At 55.6% G+C, this 19,698-nt stretch carries 16 protein-coding genes and 1 tRNA gene; 3 read left to right on the top strand and 14 right to left on the bottom strand.

All coding sequences use genetic code 11. The features are described from left to right. Positions 1-28: 28 nt before the first annotated feature. A complete protein-coding gene (locus tag VME63_RS03130) occupies positions 29-484 on the bottom strand; it encodes a hypothetical protein (RefSeq protein WP_325430133.1) in 456 nt (151 codons plus the stop codon). A gap of 15 nt (positions 485-499) precedes the next feature. Here VME63_RS03130 and VME63_RS03125 point away from each other — a divergent pair, with 15 nt between their 5' ends. Continuing rightward, on the top strand, positions 500-1,123 hold the full coding sequence (locus VME63_RS03125) for an outer membrane beta-barrel protein (RefSeq protein WP_325430131.1): 624 nt from the start codon (positions 500-502) through the stop codon (positions 1,121-1,123). A 79-nt stretch (positions 1,124-1,202) separates the two neighbouring features. On the opposite strand, the gene VME63_RS03120 is transcribed toward VME63_RS03125, so the two are convergent. Beyond that, entirely contained in the window at positions 1,203-2,456 is a 1,254-nt protein-coding gene (locus VME63_RS03120) for an ABC transporter permease (protein WP_325430129.1), read from the bottom strand. A 10-nt stretch (positions 2,457-2,466) separates the two neighbouring features. Beyond that, positions 2,467-3,744, bottom strand: coding sequence for an ABC transporter permease (locus VME63_RS03115; RefSeq protein ID WP_325430127.1), 1,278 nt, complete (start codon positions 3,742-3,744; stop codon positions 2,467-2,469). Between the two features lie 457 nt (positions 3,745-4,201). Here VME63_RS03115 and VME63_RS03110 point away from each other — a divergent pair, with 457 nt between their 5' ends. Next, a complete protein-coding gene (locus tag VME63_RS03110; RefSeq protein ID WP_325430125.1) occupies positions 4,202-5,764 on the top strand; it encodes an integrase in 1,563 nt (520 codons plus the stop codon). 508 nt (positions 5,765-6,272) lie between these two features. On the opposite strand, the gene VME63_RS03105 is transcribed toward VME63_RS03110, so the two are convergent. The 10 genes from VME63_RS03105 to VME63_RS03060 form a co-directional block, all read right to left on the bottom strand. Further along, complete coding sequence (locus VME63_RS03105; protein ID WP_325430123.1) at positions 6,273-6,977, bottom strand: caspase family protein; 705 nt, start codon at positions 6,975-6,977, stop codon at positions 6,273-6,275. Continuing rightward, complete coding sequence (locus VME63_RS03100) at positions 6,974-7,897, bottom strand: hypothetical protein (RefSeq protein WP_325430121.1); 924 nt, start codon at positions 7,895-7,897, stop codon at positions 6,974-6,976. The genes VME63_RS03105 and VME63_RS03100 overlap by 4 nt, the downstream gene beginning before the upstream one ends. A 34-nt stretch (positions 7,898-7,931) precedes the next feature. After that, complete coding sequence (locus VME63_RS03095; protein WP_325430119.1) at positions 7,932-8,684, bottom strand: caspase family protein; 753 nt, start codon at positions 8,682-8,684, stop codon at positions 7,932-7,934. A 34-nt stretch (positions 8,685-8,718) separates the two neighbouring features. Then, the gene (locus VME63_RS03090; protein WP_325430117.1) at positions 8,719-10,365 is read right to left on the bottom strand and encodes a protein kinase family protein; all 1,647 of its coding nucleotides are present in this window, start codon (positions 10,363-10,365) and stop codon (positions 8,719-8,721) included. Between the two features lie 14 nt (positions 10,366-10,379). Beyond that, positions 10,380-11,102 (bottom strand): hypothetical protein, encoded by a 723-nt coding sequence (locus tag VME63_RS03085; RefSeq protein WP_325430216.1) that lies wholly within the window; start codon positions 11,100-11,102, stop codon positions 10,380-10,382. Positions 11,103-11,111: 9 nt separating this feature from the next. Then, positions 11,112-11,945: a vWA domain-containing protein gene (locus VME63_RS03080; RefSeq protein WP_325430115.1), complete on the bottom strand. Its 834-nt coding sequence runs from the start codon at positions 11,943-11,945 to the stop codon at positions 11,112-11,114. 661 nt (positions 11,946-12,606) lie between these two features. Further along, positions 12,607-13,059, bottom strand: a complete 453-nt coding sequence (locus VME63_RS03075; protein WP_325430113.1) for a hypothetical protein — start codon at positions 13,057-13,059, stop codon at positions 12,607-12,609. Positions 13,060-13,295: 236 nt separating this feature from the next. Next, positions 13,296-13,808, bottom strand: a complete 513-nt coding sequence (locus VME63_RS03070) for a hypothetical protein (RefSeq protein WP_325430111.1) — start codon at positions 13,806-13,808, stop codon at positions 13,296-13,298. 159 nt (positions 13,809-13,967) lie between these two features. Then, positions 13,968-14,043 (bottom strand) — tRNA-Ala (locus VME63_RS03065). A 46-nt stretch (positions 14,044-14,089) separates the two neighbouring features. Then, the gene (locus tag VME63_RS03060; RefSeq protein ID WP_325430109.1) at positions 14,090-15,205 is read right to left on the bottom strand and encodes a ribonuclease D; all 1,116 of its coding nucleotides are present in this window, start codon (positions 15,203-15,205) and stop codon (positions 14,090-14,092) included. A gap of 106 nt (positions 15,206-15,311) precedes the next feature. On the opposite strand from VME63_RS03060, the gene VME63_RS03055 reads away from it, so the two are divergent. After that, complete coding sequence (locus VME63_RS03055) at positions 15,312-17,261, top strand: SUMF1/EgtB/PvdO family nonheme iron enzyme (RefSeq protein ID WP_325430107.1); 1,950 nt, start codon at positions 15,312-15,314, stop codon at positions 17,259-17,261. A 712-nt stretch (positions 17,262-17,973) separates the two neighbouring features. On the opposite strand, the gene VME63_RS03050 is transcribed toward VME63_RS03055, so the two are convergent. Continuing rightward, complete coding sequence (locus VME63_RS03050; RefSeq protein ID WP_325430105.1) at positions 17,974-19,467, bottom strand: P-loop ATPase, Sll1717 family; 1,494 nt, start codon at positions 19,465-19,467, stop codon at positions 17,974-17,976. Positions 19,468-19,698 lie beyond the last annotated feature (231 nt).

Raw genomic sequence — 19,698 nt, 5'->3', positions numbered from 1 at the left:
CGACCGTTGGCGGGCATGTGCACATGCCTCAGCAAGCCCCGTCAGCGGCAAGGGCTTTCTGGTCGAGCGGGGTTGGCGGCGGGGTACCCAGCGGGTGTTTTAAATGGTGCTCCTCAGCGTTCAGCGGGCCTTTCTGCACCCGGCGTCCAACGTGTTTGTGAAGCCTTTGTGTTTTGGTGCCTGTTTGGCCAAGCGCGGCAGTCGAAGCGGCGACATTGTCGCGCCGGCTGTAAAGGTCATCGCTTTCTGGTTCATGGATTTGCTTGGCGCTTCCATCGGCAGGAATGAGTCCCGCGCGCATGCAAAAGACCGAAGCGCGTTCCATCGATTGGTTGCCGCGAGTTGTTTGCGAACTGCATCGCTTTGACTGACAATGCCCGGTCCGCAAGTTTTCTTGCGGTCGCAAAAGTTTGCGCTGGTAGATCGGTGCAAGCGTCAAAGTGGTCGGATCGTTGCGTTCATTCGTCGACAACAACCCACTCATTTATCAGGGGCTCCAATGAAAATAGGGATTTCAAAGATCGCCATCGGCGTGGCCGTTGCTGTTGCGTCCATGTCGGCCATAGCGGCGGATGGCCAGTTTTTCATCAATGGCGAAGCGGCAGGCCAAGATACCGCCTTCAACAATCTGCGTGACAGAGACCCCACCAGCTGGGCAGGCGCGGTGCGCCTTGGCTATCTGTGGAACGCCCAATCGTTTACCTGGGGCGTGGAAACCGGCTATGTGGATTTGGGGAAAATAGCCGGGACCAACTACGACGTCGTGGCCAGCATAGGCGGTCCGCAAGACCCCCTGCGTATCAGCGCCAGAAGTGGCGGTGAAATCTTGGGCGGCACGTTCAAGGCGCATTTTGGCGACCAGTACGGTTGGTTCTTTTCCTCGCGCGCAGGCTGGCTCCATTCGCAGACCGACGAACATTGGCACGACACGCTCGGCCTGCTATCGGGTCGGGCAAGCGCCAATGACAACGGTTTTTATGCGGGTGCAGGCATAGGTTACGACTTCAACCGGCACCTGGGCGTAAGCCTGAATTACGACCTCTACCACTCGCAGGCCCCCGGCATCTGGCAGGGTCACTTCGGCACCAGCCTGTACGGCGGCACCCTCGAATACCGTTTCTAAGTTCTACGCAACGACGACCACGCAACGCGGCCGCTATTGTGCGGCCGCGATTGCTTGCCGTGCGCATTCTGAGTGCCTCTCACTCTGAGCGAGTCGCGACCACTGGAGGCACCTTGGCGGCATATCGCGCGGGCCCCCATACAGCGACCTGCCCGAGCAACCAGAGCAGTAGCGCGCCGAATGGGAGCACGTAAAGCGGCATGCGCGGTAACTCATAGACATGCATCAGGCCAAGATTTGCCAAGAATGCAAATAACGTCCCGAGCACGATGCCACCTCCGACAATCAGGAAATTTTCGGTGTGGAAATAGTGCAGGATGTCGCCCGTTGTCGCGCCGAGCGAACGGCGGATGCCGATCTGCTTGCGCCGCTGGCTAACCCAGAAACTGCTCAACCCCACGATGCCGCCGGCGGTAGCCATCAGCAGCAATCCGGTGAGGATGCTCATCATTAGCGCCACGCTGCGATCGGTCGCGTAATCGCGCTCGCGCGCCTGAAGCAAGGTAACGATGCCTTCTTTCGGATCGATAAGGCGTACGCCGCCACGCTCTTGCAGTGCTTTCAGCGCTGCGGCGATCACAGGTTTCATGGCACTGGATCGAGTACGTACCAGATACACAACGCCCTCTGGATCGAGATAACGCGCGGGGATAAGCACGCTATCCTCGTCGATGGATCGCACCGAGCTGTCAACATATGAACCTTGCAGGCTGGCGAGGATGCCGATGATAGTGGCAGGCCCTGCGGGAAGGTAAACCGTTTTGCCTAGAGCCGAACCATCGGGAAACAACTTGTTGGCGGCGCTGCGCGTGATGATAATGTCCGGCGGAGACATCTTGTCGTACGGGCCAATAGCGGTGATTTCGTCGGGACGAAAGTTGCGTCCGGCAATTAGAGAAATCCCAAGTGTATCGATCGCATGCTCGTCGGCGGTGTAAGCGATGGCAAGTTTCGGGCGCGTCTTCTGGTCCGGTTGGAGTCTCAGTCCTAGCGGTATGCCGCCACCGCCTTCCAGCGGATAAGCCTCACTGGAAAACGCGTCGCGCACGCCCGGTACCAGCCGCAGGGCAGCGAGATCGGTCCGAATGTCAGTGTCTATCTGGGCCGATTTTTGACCATTTTTCCATTCATTGCGGATGACGAAGATATGCGCCTCGTCAGTGCCAGTGGGGCGAGACAAATGAATAAAGCGCGTTGCCACGATAAAGAGCGCGTTGGAAGCCACTGCCAGCGTCAACGCCACTTGCAGCACGATAAGCACGGTAGCTACCTTGTGACGACCCAGCGCAACAACGATCGGGCGCAGTTGCATCAATGCCCTGGTGAGTGCCATGACGGTAACCTCAACTGTTGATCTTGATTTGCCAGGCGGGCTGGATTCGCGCCGCGCGCCAGGTTGGGTACAGGGCGGAAATAACCGTGGCCGCAACCGCAAGCAACACAGTCAGTGCTATGAGCGAGGCGTCGGCATGCACGATACGCGCAATACGTGGCTCAAAAAGCCCGCCGGCACCCCATACGCCGAGCAATGTCAGTGCCACGCCTAGTAGGCCACCTGCGCAACCGATGGTGGCCCCCTCGATCAGGAATTGCAGGTAGACGGCGGCTCGCGAAGCCCCTAGTGCTCGGCGTATGCCGATTTCCGGTGCGCGCCGCATGAATCGGGCAAGCATGAGCCCGACGACGTTGACCATGACAATCAGCAAAAAGCTGGTAGACACCAACAGGGACAAGGTGGATGCCTTGGGTGTGACGTGCTCGTGTGCCATCCACTCCATCAGGTTGCGCAGCCGTATATTGGGCGCCCATGAAAAGCGGCCGCCGCGTCGCTGCTCCTCGGAGTAATTGCGCAGGAATTCGCGGTAGCGTTCCACGTCGGTTGGCGTCGGAAGCTCCACCCAGGCGTCGATCCACGTACATTCGCTGCGCAGGTATTTATCCCAGTCGGAGATGCCAAGATCCGCTGAATACGAAGGGCACAGATCGTATTTGGTGCCCTTCTTCATATCGATCGCGCGGGTGAAGGGTGTATAGATATCCCCTGTGTCACCGAAGATCTCCGGGATTCCAAGGCTGGCAATATCAAAGAAGCGAGGTTTCGGGTTCCAATTATCCAGCACGCCGGCAATGCGAAAAATCTTCCCGTCCAGCCGGATCTCCCGCCCAACGCTGTTTTGTCCGCCAAATAGTTTGTCGTTCAAGCGCCGACTGATGACCGCCACGGTGGCGTGCTGTGCATCGTCATTCGGACTCCACCCGGCGCCAAAACGAAAAGGCACATCGAACATGGGGAAAAAATCGGAGGTCACCGCGTCGCCGCCGAGCGGCATGGCCTCAATCAACTGATTATCCGATTCCATTTGCCATGTCGCGGGATAGAGCAGTGTTTGCCGGCGTGCCTTTCGCGCCTGCCACAGCGCGATCGCGTCCATGTAAGTCAGCACCGGAGACGGCTCGTTCCCGTTCCAATTGATGGTGGGGCCAAAACTGTCAACCTGCGGCACGTAAAGGTGCGAAGACTTGGCGGGGATGGGGTCGCTCGTTGTGGCACGGAACACGGCGTAGGACACCATGCAGGCTGATACGCCAAAAGCGAGCAGTGCGATCACCAGTGCCGTCAAAGCCTTGCTTCGCGCACTGCTTCGCAACGCCAATGCAACGTAATACCCCCACATAGGGCCCCCTGTGCTGCCATCTGATGATCAGGAAATGCTCGGTCCGTTGGACCGAACAATACCTAATAACACTTTCGATCCGTCAAGATGGATGGCTTGTAAATTGAACAGCTCGACAAGTGGATTTCCCATGGCATAGCAATGCGGCATTAGCTGTAGACGTCCCAAGGGTGCACGGTTCATGTGCCACGCATTCGCCGCAATCGTATTGCAGGGATGGGCCTTCCAAAGCAAAACAGCGCTTCACACCGTAAGGCGTAAAGCGCTGTTCTGTCTGAGATATTTGGTGGAGCGGAGGAGGATCGAACTCCCGACCTTCGCATTGCGAACAAGAGCGTCCCTGGTATTTTACAGGCTTCAGGAGCACTCTGGGACCCGATTTTGGGACCAATCAGGGGGCTTCATGGCTACCAAGGCGGGGAAAGGGCAGAAGAAGAAGCCAAAGCCTAAACGGCTGACACTTCCCGATGGCTCAAGCGTCAAGTGGCCCAGGTCCGATGTGGAGGGCGTGTACTTCCGCAATGACGGGGCGGGAAACAACCCTCGTTGGGAGGTCAAAATCCGTTGGACGGAAGGGGTCGAAGGAAAACCCCAGCGTTTAAGCCGGACTTACTCCCATCAGCAGGTGGACCTCAATGCCAAGTTGGGTACCAGGCACCATTTAGACACCGCCAGGCATGCCGCCGAGAACGATGCCAGGCATGCCTTAGCCAAACTGAAAGGGGCCGTGGGGAGCAAGCGGAGCGCCTTCGGGGCCACCGCAGGAGAGCAGACCCTAGAGGGGTGGTTGCTTCGGTACAAGGACGAGTTGGAGCGGTCCCAGTTGCCTGTAGGCCACTCCGAGCGCCCCTCCAATCCCATCCTCAACAAAGGGTGGGTCCAAGAGGCCAGCGTTATCCAAACCCTGGTCGGTCCCACGAAGACGGGATTCAACCGCGACGGGTTTCCCGAGGTCACAAAACTCCGCATAGCTGAGATTGAACCCAGCTTCGTCATTGACGTGTTGCGTCGCAAAATGCGCGGGCGGAAGAATGAGCCCGCTGCTGATTCGACCATCACCAAGACCTTGGCTCAGATTTCAATGGTCTACAAGCGGGCGATCACCATCTGGGGGTTTAAGGTTGAGAACCCCTTTGCTCAATTAAAGGGGCTTCTGGCGTCTAAGGACATTGTGGTTTCAGATGGTCGAGAGATCACCATTGAAGCGGATGATTTCCGATTTGTCATGCGCCATCTGAAAAAGGCTCATATCGTCACCAGGGCTGTCATTCGATTCGATTTGGACACAAGTTGCAGGCGTGGTGAAGCCGTCAAGCTTCGGTGGGAGGACATCAACTGGCGAGGGGATGTGCCTACCGCGACTTTTCAAAATACCAAGTCGAAGCGGGGGAGGAAGAAAGGCCGAACCATTCCATTGCTTCTACCTGCTGTAGCGATGCTACGAGCGATGGCCATGGTTCAGAACTATGAGGCTCAATGCGGAACATTCATTCTCGACCAATCGCGAGAACTTCCTCCGCTGGAGCGACCCAAGACCAAGAGAGAGTGGGCAGCCCTCCGTGTGCCTCCGCTAGAAGGGCCTGTTTTTAGATTGAAAGAGAAGCAACTGAGGGCCGACACCGTCACCCAGGCCTGGATACGAGCAAGGGAAAGGGCCGCTCAAGAAAGGCCTCATCTGGCCGAAGTTCGAGTCCATGATCTTCGCCATACCGGAACGTCTCGAATGATTGACGAGGGCGGTTTGACCGATCTGACGGCTGCAAAGCTGGTGGGTCACACGAATACGTCGATGACGGGCAGGTATTACCATCACAATGCGGTCATGGTTGGTAAGAAGCTCAAAGAGAACTACAGGCGAGGAAAGTCGATTTCCACGACCACGGATGAAGAGGCGTTGGCTGAGAGTTTGAAGGGTCTTACGCCAGAGCAATTTGCCCGTGTGATGGCAAAATTTGCTCAGAAATGACTGGGATCCTTGAGGAGTAGGGGCTAATAGTTTCTGTGGCTCCGTAAGCCGTGTGACTCCAGGTGAATCATCGGAACGTTCTTAGGGTTTGTGTCATTTGATTTTTTTTCAAGCGATTCGTCACATCTGTCGCTGAAGAACAGGGTGTGTAGTGAAGGCCGAGCGGTAAAGAGTCGCTCATATGAACGATTTGATGAAACAGTTCACTCCCCGTCTTGCGATCCGTAGAGTCGAGCCACTCAATAATTTCTACTCGATGAATGACTAGTGGTAAGTCAAATTTAGAGTTACTCATCGCCCAACCTGTTGTGGATGGTCTGCCTGAACCAGTTCATCCCTACTGATGAACTGGTTCAGGCAGTGTGGGTCAAGTAAGCATGTGCCGCCGAGGGAGCTAAATCCGGGACTTATTACGCAACAAAAAAAGCGAAATATGGGTGTCCAGGCTCTAGCGACTGAAAGCATGGACTTATGCGAGTAGCCCAGCTTTGTATTGAGCTTGAATGTCTTACAGTCCAATGCCAAAGGGAAAACTAGGTCCGCTGCGGGGATACATTCCTGTGGGGGTTTGAGACGGTTGGAGGTCAATGACTACCTGTCGTGCTGCGTGGTGTGCCTCACGAATTCCTAGCACTTTACCGCTTGGAGTTGCTTGGGCTGATCGTATAAGCGCAGCAGTATAGATGCCTCCAGCGGTATCATCATCGCCCGCATATTGATCGAGTGAACAGCTATTGAGCTGGACACGAAAGGGGGCACAGTCGCGAAGATGTTGATCGAACAGAATGCGAGCAAGATTTGGGTCTTTATATGAATCCATTGCGATGGATTTAATTAGTCGAGCCTCGGTGATTCCTCGCCGCTGCAACCTTCGGCAGCAATCAAGGATTAAGGTCTGTTTCGCTGCCTTACTAATTAGATCACGAGCCGCGATGGTTTGTTGGTCGTTAATATTCAAAATGGTTTCGGTTTCGCTCCGTGCGGAGCCGTGACCGCTATAAGCAATGAAGGTGTAGTCAGCTACGTTTAGCCAGTTCATAGCTGAGATGAGTTCAGAGCGTGTTGGGCTGACCAAAAGCTGAACTTCACTTCCTTGCCATGCGCCACCTGTGGGTGAATGAAGATGGTTATTCCAGTTTTCCTTGTCAATCATCACACCTGGAATCTCTTCATCGGGACTCATGATGAGAAGGGCTTTTCTGGTCAAGCTCATAGCTTTGGCTCCTGTTGAGTGGGACTGCCTGGATTTTCCGAGCTGCTATCACCAAGGTCAGGGCGATTTAATTTTTTTTGCGACCGCGTTTTGCTGCTCTTGCTAACCCCTGCATGGACGTGGTCAATGATGGAGGACGCCAAACGCTCTCCGGTCCCTGCCGCAACGGCTACCGTCAGCATGGTAAGAATTGGGTGTGGCCCTGATGCCCAAGATCCGAAGAGGAGCTGTGAGCGGATAGCAAGACCAGCCAGTAAGCCTGAGATGCATCCGGCAGCTATCCTTGAGTGAGCTTCTATGCGATGGAGCTTTTTTGCTGCAAAGCGGTCGAAATCAATATTTCCAGTTCGCCATATGATGGAGAAGAGGGCGCCGATGGAGCCTGCACATGTGGCGAGAGCAACATCAAAGCCATCCATCGTCAAAAGTGCTGCCGCCTGCTCCCGAAGGAGAACCAGCAATATTCCAAATGCGATGGGAAAAGTCGCTGCTTTCATTGCATAGCTTAGATACCATTCCCGCGACTTTTCGCTTCTTCGCTCACCAATGTATGCGCTCGCACGACCAAGTACGGCGAACGCTGATTCATACTGGTGCTCAAATCGACAAACCATGGCGTGCCCAAGAAGCGTGAGGTAACCATGGATGATCTTTTCTGACAATTCTTTGATTGGTACGGCACTTCCAAGGCCAATCGAAATGTCAATTTCTGCGTCGCGCTTGGCGTTAAACGCTTTGTTGCTTAGGTTGTCCGCATCGTACTTGGACGTCGTGCACCAATCGAGCTCATCCTCGTTGTCAATGTAGACGATATATCTATCCGTGCGACGGATAAGAACTTTGATGTTATTTTCGTGCTCCTTCCAAAATGCTGCGTAGTCACCGGTTGGGTCTTCATGATTGGCGCTGGAGTCATTCATAAGGGCATTCCATGTGCAGTAATTGGCATGAAAGTCAGGCGATCACTGCAAAAGGAAAGTAGGTCCTTGCTCTTGGCATATCGATCTTTGGATTTTGGAGGCCTTTGCTGGTTTTATGGACTTTGCCTGTTGCATGTTCGTGTGCAGTAGGGACGTCAAGGATGATAGGTCTGGGAGAAAAGGCGTTGAGCGGCGATTCCCCGAACTCTTCTGCAACTTCGATGAGCGAAGAAGAATAGAGGCCGCCAAACTCTGCTCGATCACCTGCCAGTTCAGTGCTTGCGCAGGCGTTGAGTGTAATGATTGCAGGAGAGCATGCTTTGAGGTGCGCGTCGAATGCAGCGCGACAGCGATTGAGGTCGAGTGGCTCAATGACCTTTGCGAGGTGCTCTAGTGTCAAAATGCTCTTGAGAAGAGATGGGGTGTAATGATCGCGGAAGCAATCGAGTACAAGGGTTTGTTTGGGGGCATCTGTCAGCATCCGCTGTGAGTCAAACATCTCTCCATTTTCAAGTTGGATATGGGTTGTGCGGGTGGAAGTATCGTGGCCACCATGTCCAGAATAAGCGACAAATGCGTAATCCACATGATCAAGATTTTGAAGTTCTCTTGCGAGTAGAGCTTCCGCAGGATTTCTAAGTATTCTTATCTCTTGTTCTGTCCACGATCCACCGAGTGGGGATGAGAGAAATCTAAAGTAGTTGTTGAGATCAACATCGACACCGGCAAGCTTTTTGGCGTGGATACCATCACCTGGTATCCCGATAATAAGAGCTTTTCGATTCATGTTCCGTCCGTGTGGTAAGTGATTGTCGAGTTGATTACTTGCCAAAAAAGTAAAGCAGGAAGAGGATTCCAAGGATCAATAGAACCCATCTGATCGGGCCGATACGCTTCTTCGTTGGTCTTGAAGGTATCGATGTAGGGATGTATGGCTGGGAATGTACGGGTGCGGGCTGGCGAGCCGTCTGCTTACGCATGCTCTCCAGAACGGACTGGTTTCCGGTTTTCGATGGAGCTGGTTGTTGGCGACTCCCTTGATTCGCCAACGTTGGTGCGGGCGTAGATGGGCGAGTCGTTCCGCCCATGTTGCGAACAACGTGGGCATTCCTGTGATCTACATTTTTCTGAACGGCTTTGCCCAAGCGAAACATTGCTTCCGATTCATTGATGATCTGAATCTGTCCGCGTTGTGTCACTGATATAGAGATGTGGGTATACGAATAAGTTTTTGTACGCTTGGAGAATGGAGGTTCTAACAACCCAGAGATGGTGATCCATCTACCTACCCAGTTCGTTGTGGGCATTTCTGATCCGAGTGCAGCAAGCCCATCGGACCATATGTTGAGTTTGACTGCTAGACCTCGCCAGTCCGTAAAATTTACAAAGATGTAGTCTGTGTGATTACGCGTTTCACCATTGACGACAGAAACGATGCGACCAATCAGTTCAACTTTGTCACCGACAAGCGCGAGGGCATCTTGGTAGTTTGTTGCGTCGACGACGTCATATGGACCCTGGTAAGCCGCGCGCACCATATTGGTCGGTGCGATGAACGAGACGTTGATTTGGGGAATGCCATGTTGCTGTGTGAAGTCAGATAGCGACGGAACTTGTCCCATCGAACCTGCGGCAACTTGAGCAAGATTCTGAACAGCGACCTTGAGTTGAGGAAGCTTCAGAGCCTCCCTAAAGACGTTCGACGAACCAGGTGACTGATAGTCGCTTCTGCGAAATACGACGGCGTCTGGGTCAGATTGAGACCGTCCCCAGATGCCAGCATCTATAGCTAAGGTTTGTAGAGCAACATCCAGAGCTAAGAAGGAGAAGCGGTCGAGCCTTTCGTTGAAGTCAGAAGGGGACCGTTTCGGGTGTTGAAAATTAAGTTGTCCGAGTTCCGTGGCCTTCGAGCCACGAAGGGACTCAACGAACATTCCGTCGTAGTCAATAAGTTGTACTAGACCACCGCCCTGGCTAACCATCAAATTGCCGGGCTGAATGTCGCCATGGGCAATATTTTCCTGCTCAAGATAAGCCGCCAACTTTGCGAGTGTTGCTCGAAGACGGTTTAGTGCGGCAGGATTTCGATGCTCCCTTTCCAGGAATTCACTCAGAGTTTCGCCGGACGCCCACTCCATTTTGACAATGGGGTATTCCTTGCCTTGGATTCGAATCCCCCTAGGCATGAAATCAAAGCGAAGAAAATAATGGCTGCCGAGTTGCTTAAGGCGCGTTGAGATCGCTTGGTAGCGACGTTCTAGTTCTGGGGCTTCCTTATGGAAGCAGCGAAGAGCGTATTTCTTACCTCCGGCATTGATGGTGTAGGTCAGTGCGAAGCCACCACATAGCGCCATAGGCAAACCGAGCCCGGTCTTGCGAACCGTGCCAGTTTTGAGCTCGGGATCGAGCAAATGGAGTTGAGGCGCTTGAAGTGCCTCGTTGTATTGTTCTAACGACGGATACGCCATGTAACCCTCGGCATTCAGAGCAAGGCAATGACTAGTGTGCTGTCATCGCGGCGCATTCGACCTTCCATGCGCTCCAGTTCAACGAGTTCCCTTAGGTCTTGCTCCATCCGAATGTCTATGAGCTGTTCCAAGGCGAAGTTGTCACCGTTTTCGATGCTTCTAAGAAGCCACGCCCCAAGCGCATCGGTCATACAGAGAAGGAAGAGTGGACTTCGCTCTGCGTATGACCACTGTGTCTGAGCGAACGAAAATTGCCCTGAGTCTGTAAAAAGGTGTGTATTGTGACGGGCCAAGGTCGAGATGAGGGTGGGTTTCCCTTCAAACTCGGCGGATACTTGGTAAGGAAATGAGCTCAGGAGATCCTTTCCATCTGTCAAGAACGCGAAGGAGTCCCCGACACATTGCACCGTCACCACCCGCCTATCTAGGTCGTCTTGCGCTATCAAAATTGTGGCAAAGCTTCCTCGCTCATAAGCGGAAGCTTTGGACCAGGTCATTGTGGTGGGGTCATGCAATGTGGAAAACGCATTGAGGCATTCTCCTAGGGCCTCTTCAGAAGGAGGCGCTTCGGCGAATTTCTCTACCAGTAGGCGTGCCCAATTTTTTCCGTCGTAGGACTCCGACGCACCATCGCAGATCACAATCCGACCACGCTCATCGTTCACATGAAACGCATCTTCATTGTCTTCGGGGCAATCGAAGTATTTGGCGACGGACCCTTGAAAAAGGATGTCCATCGCCACGACCTATCGAAGTTGGGCTGCGCGAGTGCCGATATCGAAGAAGTCGACGATCTCCGCTACTTCACCGTTATAAATAAAGCCTCGTGACTCCATCGTCACCTTGATGCCCTTGCCCTCGGCCGCTTTCTGCAAGTGGGGGGGGAGAGGGCTGGACATGCGGAAGAGAAGCTTGGAATAGGTGCCGGGTAGCTCTGCATCCCCAGTGGGAAACTTTACAGGGTCGCCGCCAGCTGAGCTGACATGAAGATTGAACAACAACACGCTGCCATCGTTGGTGCAGAGTTGCTGGAGTTGGTTTGCCAAGTGCTCAGGGTCACCATCGGTTGATTCGCCATCGGTGACGTGGAGGACTGTCGGGGGATAACTGTGGGGATGAGCATCGCACCAGGCTGCCAAGTCTTCGGCGGCGCGGGTAATGGCTTGGCACATGGGAGTGCCGCCGCCTGCTTTGGCCTCAAACCAGACAGGGAATTTGATGGTCTGATTGACCAAGCCACCGGCACCATCGTCCACGCGCTTGGTACGATCTTCGACACGGAGAGGGTTGGCTTCAATTTGGGAAATAGGATGGAGAATGGAGCCGCCAAGCGCCCCCGTCAGACCGTTATCGGCAGTGTTGTCAGAGTAGCCAAGCACACCGACCTGGAAGTAATCGCGCGTACCCTCAGATTTCGTACAACGAGTGATGAGGGTGGCCAATGTTCGGTTAAGAACATCCGCTACAAATTGCGCTTTGGACTTACCGTTGTCCATCGTGTCTTGCATGGAGCCAGACTGATCGACCAAAAAAAGGAACGCAGTCGGGTTAGTCCGACTAATTTCGGCGCTGTACGTCATGATTTCCCCTGTTGAAAAACCCAAGCCTCGGGCCGTACTTCGGCCAGCATAGCGCTCTCGGATTTGTGAGGGAATACCAATTGTCACTGTGATGGCTGTCAAAGTTTTGACGTAAATGCTGCAAGAAATATCATCACATTTTCTTCACGCACCCCAATGCTCTTCTATCTCTTGAGGGCGCTGGATACGGCTCGGGTAGTAACAGTCATGGACCGGCTGGGAATATAGGCCAAACGCACACAGGGGGCTGTGGCGTGGCAGGGATTAAGTCAATTGAGGGATATCGACACCTTGATGGATGCGTCAGGGGAGGTTTGCCGCAGCCCTCTCAAAGCAAGTTCGATTTTCAACGACTCAGAAAATCTGTTGCTCGAGGGCCGCAGTTTTTGAGTCTTGCCACTTGTCTGACAAGTGCAATCCTGACCATTGGCGCCCAGTTCATTGATTTTCAAATAAACAAAGAGGCCGCCTTAAGGTGGCCTCTTTGCTTGCTCTCTTACTTCTTTTTCTTTCGTTTGGCTTGCGCGAGATCAGATCCCGCAACAGACCTGACTGTCTTGTTCTTGCTGGTACGGAGTAACTTTGAAGCTTTGGACGCGTCTTTTTTGCTCGTTGCCATGCTTTGTTCCTCCTGTTCATCACCACACGGTGATTCTTTAAATCATGTTTTCTTGTCCCATCCTGCGACACGGCCGTTTTCGACCGTGATTCTGAGTCTGTAGCGGTTGACACCTGATGGATGGTATTTCCAGACCTCGCGGGTCATGGTCTTGAGCAGTTTGTTGTCAACTGCCGAGGGTTCGCCTAGTGCATCCAGCAATTGCTCCTCGGTCTGCCCCTCCCAGAAATATCCGTCGTAGATGTTCTGAACGACTTTTTCGTCGTGGTATTTGGCTCGAAGGTAGGCAAGGCGCTTCTGTTTCTGGGCGTGCTTTGCGCCAGCAATAAGCAATACGACTCCGACAACGAGCACTGTTGGAAGAACCCACCCCGTCGTTTCGAAAATTTTGGTCGCGATATAGATGGGTAGGCCGATGACAATGACCAGGGCAATTAAGGTGTTCTGCCCTTTTGAAGACCTTCTTCCCATATCTTCCCCCCGAAAGACATTCAAAGCTCTTCGCAGCTACTTCGTTGACGCCTGCATGGCTGCTGCCATGGCCTCCGCCAGTTGCTGGATACTGAGGCCTACCTAAGCTTCAACGGCTGTATTGACCGTGTCTCATGATCTCGCCTTTTTCCGCTTCATTTCAAGCTGGTTAAGGATAGTCGCAAGCTAGGAGGCTTTACGCGAGTTGAGTAAACGCTCGGAGAGGTGAGGACACAACGCCTTAACCAAGGCGGCGACCTTCAAATTGGCTTGAATGGCGCCGGTTTCGTCGTCTGCGGAATGGCGGAATCCAAAGAAGAGTGGTCTTCCTGGGTTTTTAGAAAGAGCTCAAACTCGTCAATTTTGACGATGTCTGAGTTGAGCAAATCTACTTCTTCGTTCCATCCGAGCTGGCCGAAGATGTCTTTCCAAATTACCAACCAAGGACGAATATTGGGATTGATAAGTGGGCGGTGTCGTTTTCCGCCTCGTGAAGGCGCTTTTAATACAGCGTCGATGGGATTTGATTCCGCACTCTTGGGACGTTCGTGTGCTTTATCGAGAATCTCAGCAAGCGCGGTGAGAGGCATGTACCACGCGTCTTCTCCATCGCCCAGCTTGAAAGCCGGAAGCTTTCCATCGCGCATCTTTTCCCGAATGCCGTTTGCAACACCACGGCTGTTCTTGCCGCGCAACTCCTGAGCAACTTCCTTGGGAGTGATGGCAGAACGATCTGGGTAGCGTTGCTGGAGGATGGGCAGATTGATGCTCATGCAATGAGCATACGAGTAGGCATGGCTTGCAGAAAGAGCACCAATTCCTTGGGACCACGTGGGACCAAAGGGTGTGTTTTTGCATGTATTTCAGTGTTCATTCATACAGAGAAAAAGGGGCTAGACATCGTCTAACCCCTTGTTTCTGGCTGGATTTATTGGTGGAGCGGAGGAGGATCGAACTCCCGACCTTCGCATTGCGAACGCGACGCTCTCCCAGCTGAGCTACCGCCCCACGCGAGCTGCACATGGTAGCAGCAGGCTCCAGTGCAGCCAAGTCCTCAATCGGGCAGCAGCCGGGCCAGGCGGTCGTGCAGGACGCCCCGGCGCCAGCCTTCGAGGGAGTCGGGCCAGCGGGCGGTGACGACGTATTCTTCCAGTATCTTGCGCGAGCACAGCAGGCCGGCGGGTAGGTCCAGTTCGATGGCGGTGGCGTCCACGCAGTCTTTCATGGCGGCCAGGGCCTGTTTGGCCTGGCCTTGGGGGTAGGGCGCAATCGCCTCGGTGGCGTCGATTTCACTATCGGTAAGCGGGTTGGTCAGCAGTTGGAACAGTTCTTCGCGTTGTACGTGGCGCAATGCGCGCTGACCGCTGCTGCATTGTTCCAGTTCGTCCAGGGTGGCCGGGCGCTGCTGGGCCAGGCTGAGTGCGAGGGTGTCTTCCACCAGCCACGGGCGGGGCCGGTCGAGCCGGCGCGCGGCGAAGTCGCGCCATAGCAGGATGCGGCGCAGCAGGGCTTGTTGTTCGCGGGGCCATTCGGCGGCGGCGCGCAAGGCCAGCTGCGGTTGCGGGTCGCCTTCGCGGCGACAGCTTTTGCGCTTGAGGCGTTCGCAGTCTTCCGCATGCCATGCGGCACGATCGCGTTGCGCGAGGCGTTCGCCGAGTTGCTGGTGGATGGTTTCCAGGTACACCACATCGAGCGTGGCGTAGGCGCGTTGCGAGGCGGTGAGCGGGCGTTGCATCCAGTCCGAGCGCGTTTCGCCCTTGTCCAGCTCCGCGCCAACCAGTTCGGCCACCAGTGCGCGATAGCTGATGCCCAGCCCCATGCCGGCGAAGGCCGCGGCGATCTGCGTGTCGAACAGCAGGCCCGGCCCTTGCGGCAACCAGGGGGCAAGCGTTTCCAGATCTTCGCTGGCGCTGTGCATTACGGTGACCGTGGCGGCGCTGCCGAGCGGCTGCAGTGCGCCGGCGATGTCGAAGGCAAGCGGATCGATCAGCGCGTAATGGCCATTCCATCCCAGTTGCAGCAGCGCCAGCTGCGGGTAGAAGCTGTTGCGGCGCATGAACTCCGTGTCCAGGCCGAGCACGGCGCCGGATGGCAGTTTGCCCAGCCATTGTTCAAGTTCGCTGCGTTGTGTGATCCAGTCTGCCTGGGGCGGCGTTGCGGGCAGGGGCATGTGCGTTCCTTGGAACGACCGGGCAAACGATCCATGATTGCCCCGTCATCGGTGGTGCCATATGGTAAGCAGCGAACCATAGCAGGCCAGCCACGGAACGCCCACCATGCCGAGCAAGGAAACCGTACAACGTCAACGCGCATTAGGTGGGGCGCTGGGCGTGATCGTGCTGGCGTGCGGGCTGACGTATCACTTTTTTCCGCGCATTTTCCACGTGACCCCCGAGGAAGTGGCCAACCCGCCCAGCGTGACCGGCGCGCGCAGCTTCACGCCGGCCGTGCCGGCCCGCGCGGGCAGCGTGACACCTTCGGCTCAGGACGAACTCAACGCCGGCCCGCCACTCACCCTGGCGCCGACAGCGGTGATCGCCGCGCGCCTGGACCGCCGCAGCGCGCCGCTGCCGCAGCAGCTGACGGCCGATACGCCCGAGGTGAAGGCCCTGTTGGAGCGTGCCGAGAAGGCGTTCCAGGCGGGACAGCTGGCCGGTTCGAAGAATAGTGCGGCCGATCTTTATCAGCAGGCGCTCAAGCTCAAGCCCGATAGCCGCGCCGCCGCGCAGGGCCTGGACCAGGTGCGCACGCATCTGATCGCCGAGGTGACGCAGGACATCGCCATCGGCGATTCCGAATCGGCCGGCTCGCTGCTTGACAATCTCAAGACCATGCCAAGCGCTGCCAACGACGTCACGCCGATGGAGGCCAGCTTGAAGACGCTCAATCAAGTGCGTCCGATGCTGGCCAAGGCGGCCGATTTGTTGCAGCAAGGCAATGCCGATCAACCGGCCGGCAACAACGCGCTGGATCTGTATCGTCAGGTGCAGATGCTCGACCCCGCCAACGCCGTTGCCGCGCAAGGCGTGCTGCAGGTTCAGCGGGTGGTGCTCGACCACGCCCTGGCCGCGGTGGCACAAAACGATTTCGCGGGCGCGCAAAAGGCCCTCGACGAAGCGCAGGCCATCCAGCCCGATTCGCCGCAGTTGCAGACCGTACGCAATCAGGTCGATGGCATTCGCCAACAACGCGCGGCCGGCGTGCTGGCGCAGGCGCGCTCGGCGCTGGATGCGGGCAATGTGGCGCTTGCCAAGCAACTGGCCGGGCAGGCCCAGGCCATCAGTCCGCAGGTGGCCGGCATGGATGAATTCCAGGAGCGGCTGACCAATGCGCGCCTGTATTCCAGCTACAAGCCGGGACAGGTGTTTACCGACCGTTTCGTCGACATGAACGGCCACTCGCCCGCCATGGTGGTGATTCCCACGGGCACCTACATGATGGGCGCGCCCGATGGCGAGCCGGGCAGCGCCGATGCGCAGATGCCGCAGCACCAGGTGACCCTCGACAAAGGTTTTGCCTTGTCGCGAACCGACATTACGGTGGGACAGTTCCGCGATTTCGTGCGCGCCAGCGGTTACAAGCCCGATTCGGTCAGCGAAGGCGCCAGCGTTTATGACGAGCGCACCGGCGTCATGCGCGACGATGACAATGCCACTTGGGCATCCGATTACGCCGGACGCCCGGCAACGGACAATCTGCCCGTCGTGAACGTTTCGTGGAACGACGCCAACGCCTATGTGCAGTGGCTGAGCCAACGCACGGGCAAAAAGTACCGCCTGCCCAGCGAATCGGAATTCGAATACGCGCTGCGTGGCGGCACCACCACGCGTTATTGGTGGGGTAACGGTACGCCCACCAACAAGGTCGAAAACCTCACCGGTTCGCTCGATCGTTCGCCGAGCGGGCGCCGCTGGAGCCACGCTTTCCAGGGCTACAGCGACGGCTACTGGGGCCCGGCGCCGGTGATGACGTTCGCGCCCAATCCGTTTGGCCTGTACGACATCGACGGCAACGTGTCCGAGTGGATGGCCGACTGCTGGCACGACAACTACGTGCGCGCGCCGACCGATGGCAGCGCCTGGGTCAATCCCGGCTGCGCCACGCGCGTGGTGCGTGGCGGATCGTGGGGCAGCTCACCCGAGCAGGTGAATTCGGCGTATCGCCAGGGCGCCGATGCGGGCATCCGCAGTGGCCGCGTGGGCTTTCGTATTCTGCGCGAGCTTTAAGCGTGCGTAAGTGGATGGATGTCCACGGACCAAGCACAAACACCGTGAGCGTTGCAGTTTTTCTCTGAAAGACGCAAAGACCAAGTGCGCATGGGCATGACCTGATAGCCCGTCTGCGTGTTTTCACCTATGCGCATGGACCAAGCGCCCGACTTTCGCGATCGCCTGCTGATCGAATGAACCTACACGCCGGGCAAAAGTGTCGGTGAAGAGTTCGAACCCGGCAGCGGGAAGGGCTCTTCTCAGCCATGAAAAGACAGGCTGTGCAATCGCCGTGGTCCGGGATTGCCCCACGGGGGGCCGGAAACGACAAAACCGGCACGAGGCCGGCTTTTTGTCTCTGCACTTTCGCGCCAAGTGTCGCAAAAGGGGCTTGCTTTTAGCTATTTGTTGGTGCCCAGGAGATGCAATTTCGGGGTTTTTCGCTATCGCCCCCTGCTGCCCTCTACCTCCCCGTAAACCGCTCAGTTAAGCCATTTGTTGGGGATGAAGGGAGTCGTTATCGCCCCGTATTACCCCCTCTCGCCTCCCCCCTAGTGTTCCCCACAAATTACCCACGGTGGAACTAGCCAACGGGTTCAATGGGTGAGCCCTGTCTGTCATCTACCGGCGCGTTCATAGCGCGCGAGCGGTGCTCCAGCTCTAACGTTGGTCGCCAAAGGGTAATCTGCGCTGGTCTGGGTGAGTTTGCGATCCTAAAACGACCGGTTGCCTATGCTGCGCCTTGTACAAGATGCAAGGCATCGCGATAGAGGAACGGCGCCCAGTAGGCGGGGGCATCCTTAGTTCCCCGTCGTTCGAAGAACCCTGCCTCTACCAATTTTTCGGCAATCTCCGTTGCCTTTTGAGTGGTGCACTTCCAAAGCGATTCCAGCGTCGCTACTGACTGCTGAGCCTTCTCGCGCTCCAGCTTTTCAAGATAGGGTTTCAGAGACGGATTCTCAGCGCACAAGGTGAGTTCGTAGCGAGCTCTGGATACCGCGGGCAACGCAAATCGAACAGCCGAATTGGAAAATAGCCTGTTCTCATCGGGCTCGGCGTTCCCTAGCTCATACAGCTTCAATTGCTCAGCTCTCGTTTCAAGCAATAGATGAATCAACTCGCGCGGCGCGGTTCTTTTCGTGCCATCAGCGGTTCGCGACAGCATCCAGTCGAGTGTGTTCGGCTGCTTCGCGCCAATGTCGATTTTTTGCGGAAAAATTGAATAGAAAAAGTCATTCTGAAGCTGGGCGGTAGCAATAATATCTCCGCGCCTCAAGCCGTAGTACTTGCAGAGGCTTTCATTAAAAGAGAGCCTGCGAACAAGCAGGTTGAGCAAGGACTGTTGGTTCCAGCTCAGTGTCAGCGTACGAGTTACATGACTAGCTTCACGGAAACCGCCAATCACAATCTTCCGCCAAATGTCGTCGCGCAGAAAAATCTTAACTTTGATCTGCGAAAGACCAACGATATCCAAGTACGTTCGGAAGAGGGCTCGTAACGCAGTGACCTCTAACTCGTCTGACTCGGCAAATGCCACATCGAGGCGATCTAGCACCAGCCAAATTGTGATGTGCATTTCTGCGAACGCTGCGTCGAGCGTTTCAAGGAGGTTGTCAGCGGATACATAACCTTGTTGCCGCTGCTCCCCATTCGGCTCTGCCAGCGTGATTTTTCCGCTAAATTCGTAGCCGGTGGATGGATCGGTCATCTTTAAATCGAGGTTTGGGATATATCTCCGCAGGTACTCCATCGTCGCCTTAAGGCGGGCCAGCAGATTAACGTTGGGCTCTAGAAGTTTGTTTTCGGTCAATACGCCAATAACGTGGGTGGCTTTGTCATTGCGAATCTTTGCCGTCTCCATATGGTGCCGAAGGTAGTTAGCGGACAACGACAGAAAATAGAGCTTCCAAAGCCCCCGAAGTTGGTCTTCAGTTAGCGCCGGTCCAGTACCAAGATCGCGAAAAGCCGGGGTGCCTCGAGGATTTTCGGCAGCTAGGAAGAGCGTCCGCCGACCTAATCGAAGCTCCTCTTTTTTGGCAAGTAAAAGCGAATACAAAGCGCTTTTGCCGGTGCCTTTTGCACCGAACACGATATCAACGTCGCCCGTTAGGAGCCTGCGCCACTGATCTGTCTCCACGAAGTAGGAGTGGAGTGATTCCCCTTCGTCCTCGGCCACACGACTGCCAAGCTGAGCCTCTGCCAGCACTTCTTTTCTGCTTGCCATAGCCGCCCTGTTCCTTACCCCTGGTCGAATGGCAATACGGTAGGCCAGGAACAGTCTTGTGAGCAACAAGGCAGCCCAAGGGGCGGCTGACAACTGGCAATCGCAGGTAGCTGCCACTGCCGATATATGCGATCGGTCAACAGGTGCTATGTGTTCGAGCTTGGGCGCAATCGTGTCCAGCGATTACGTTGCTCGCATCTGTTTGAGGCGACCTGTGGTCTGCGTATCGGG

The organism is Dyella sp., assembly GCF_035503745.1.
Classification (GTDB): Bacteria; Pseudomonadota; Gammaproteobacteria; order Xanthomonadales; family Rhodanobacteraceae; genus Dyella_B.
The sequence above is the reverse complement of the archived record's forward strand: the minus strand, read 5'-3'. Positions and strand labels throughout refer to the sequence as shown.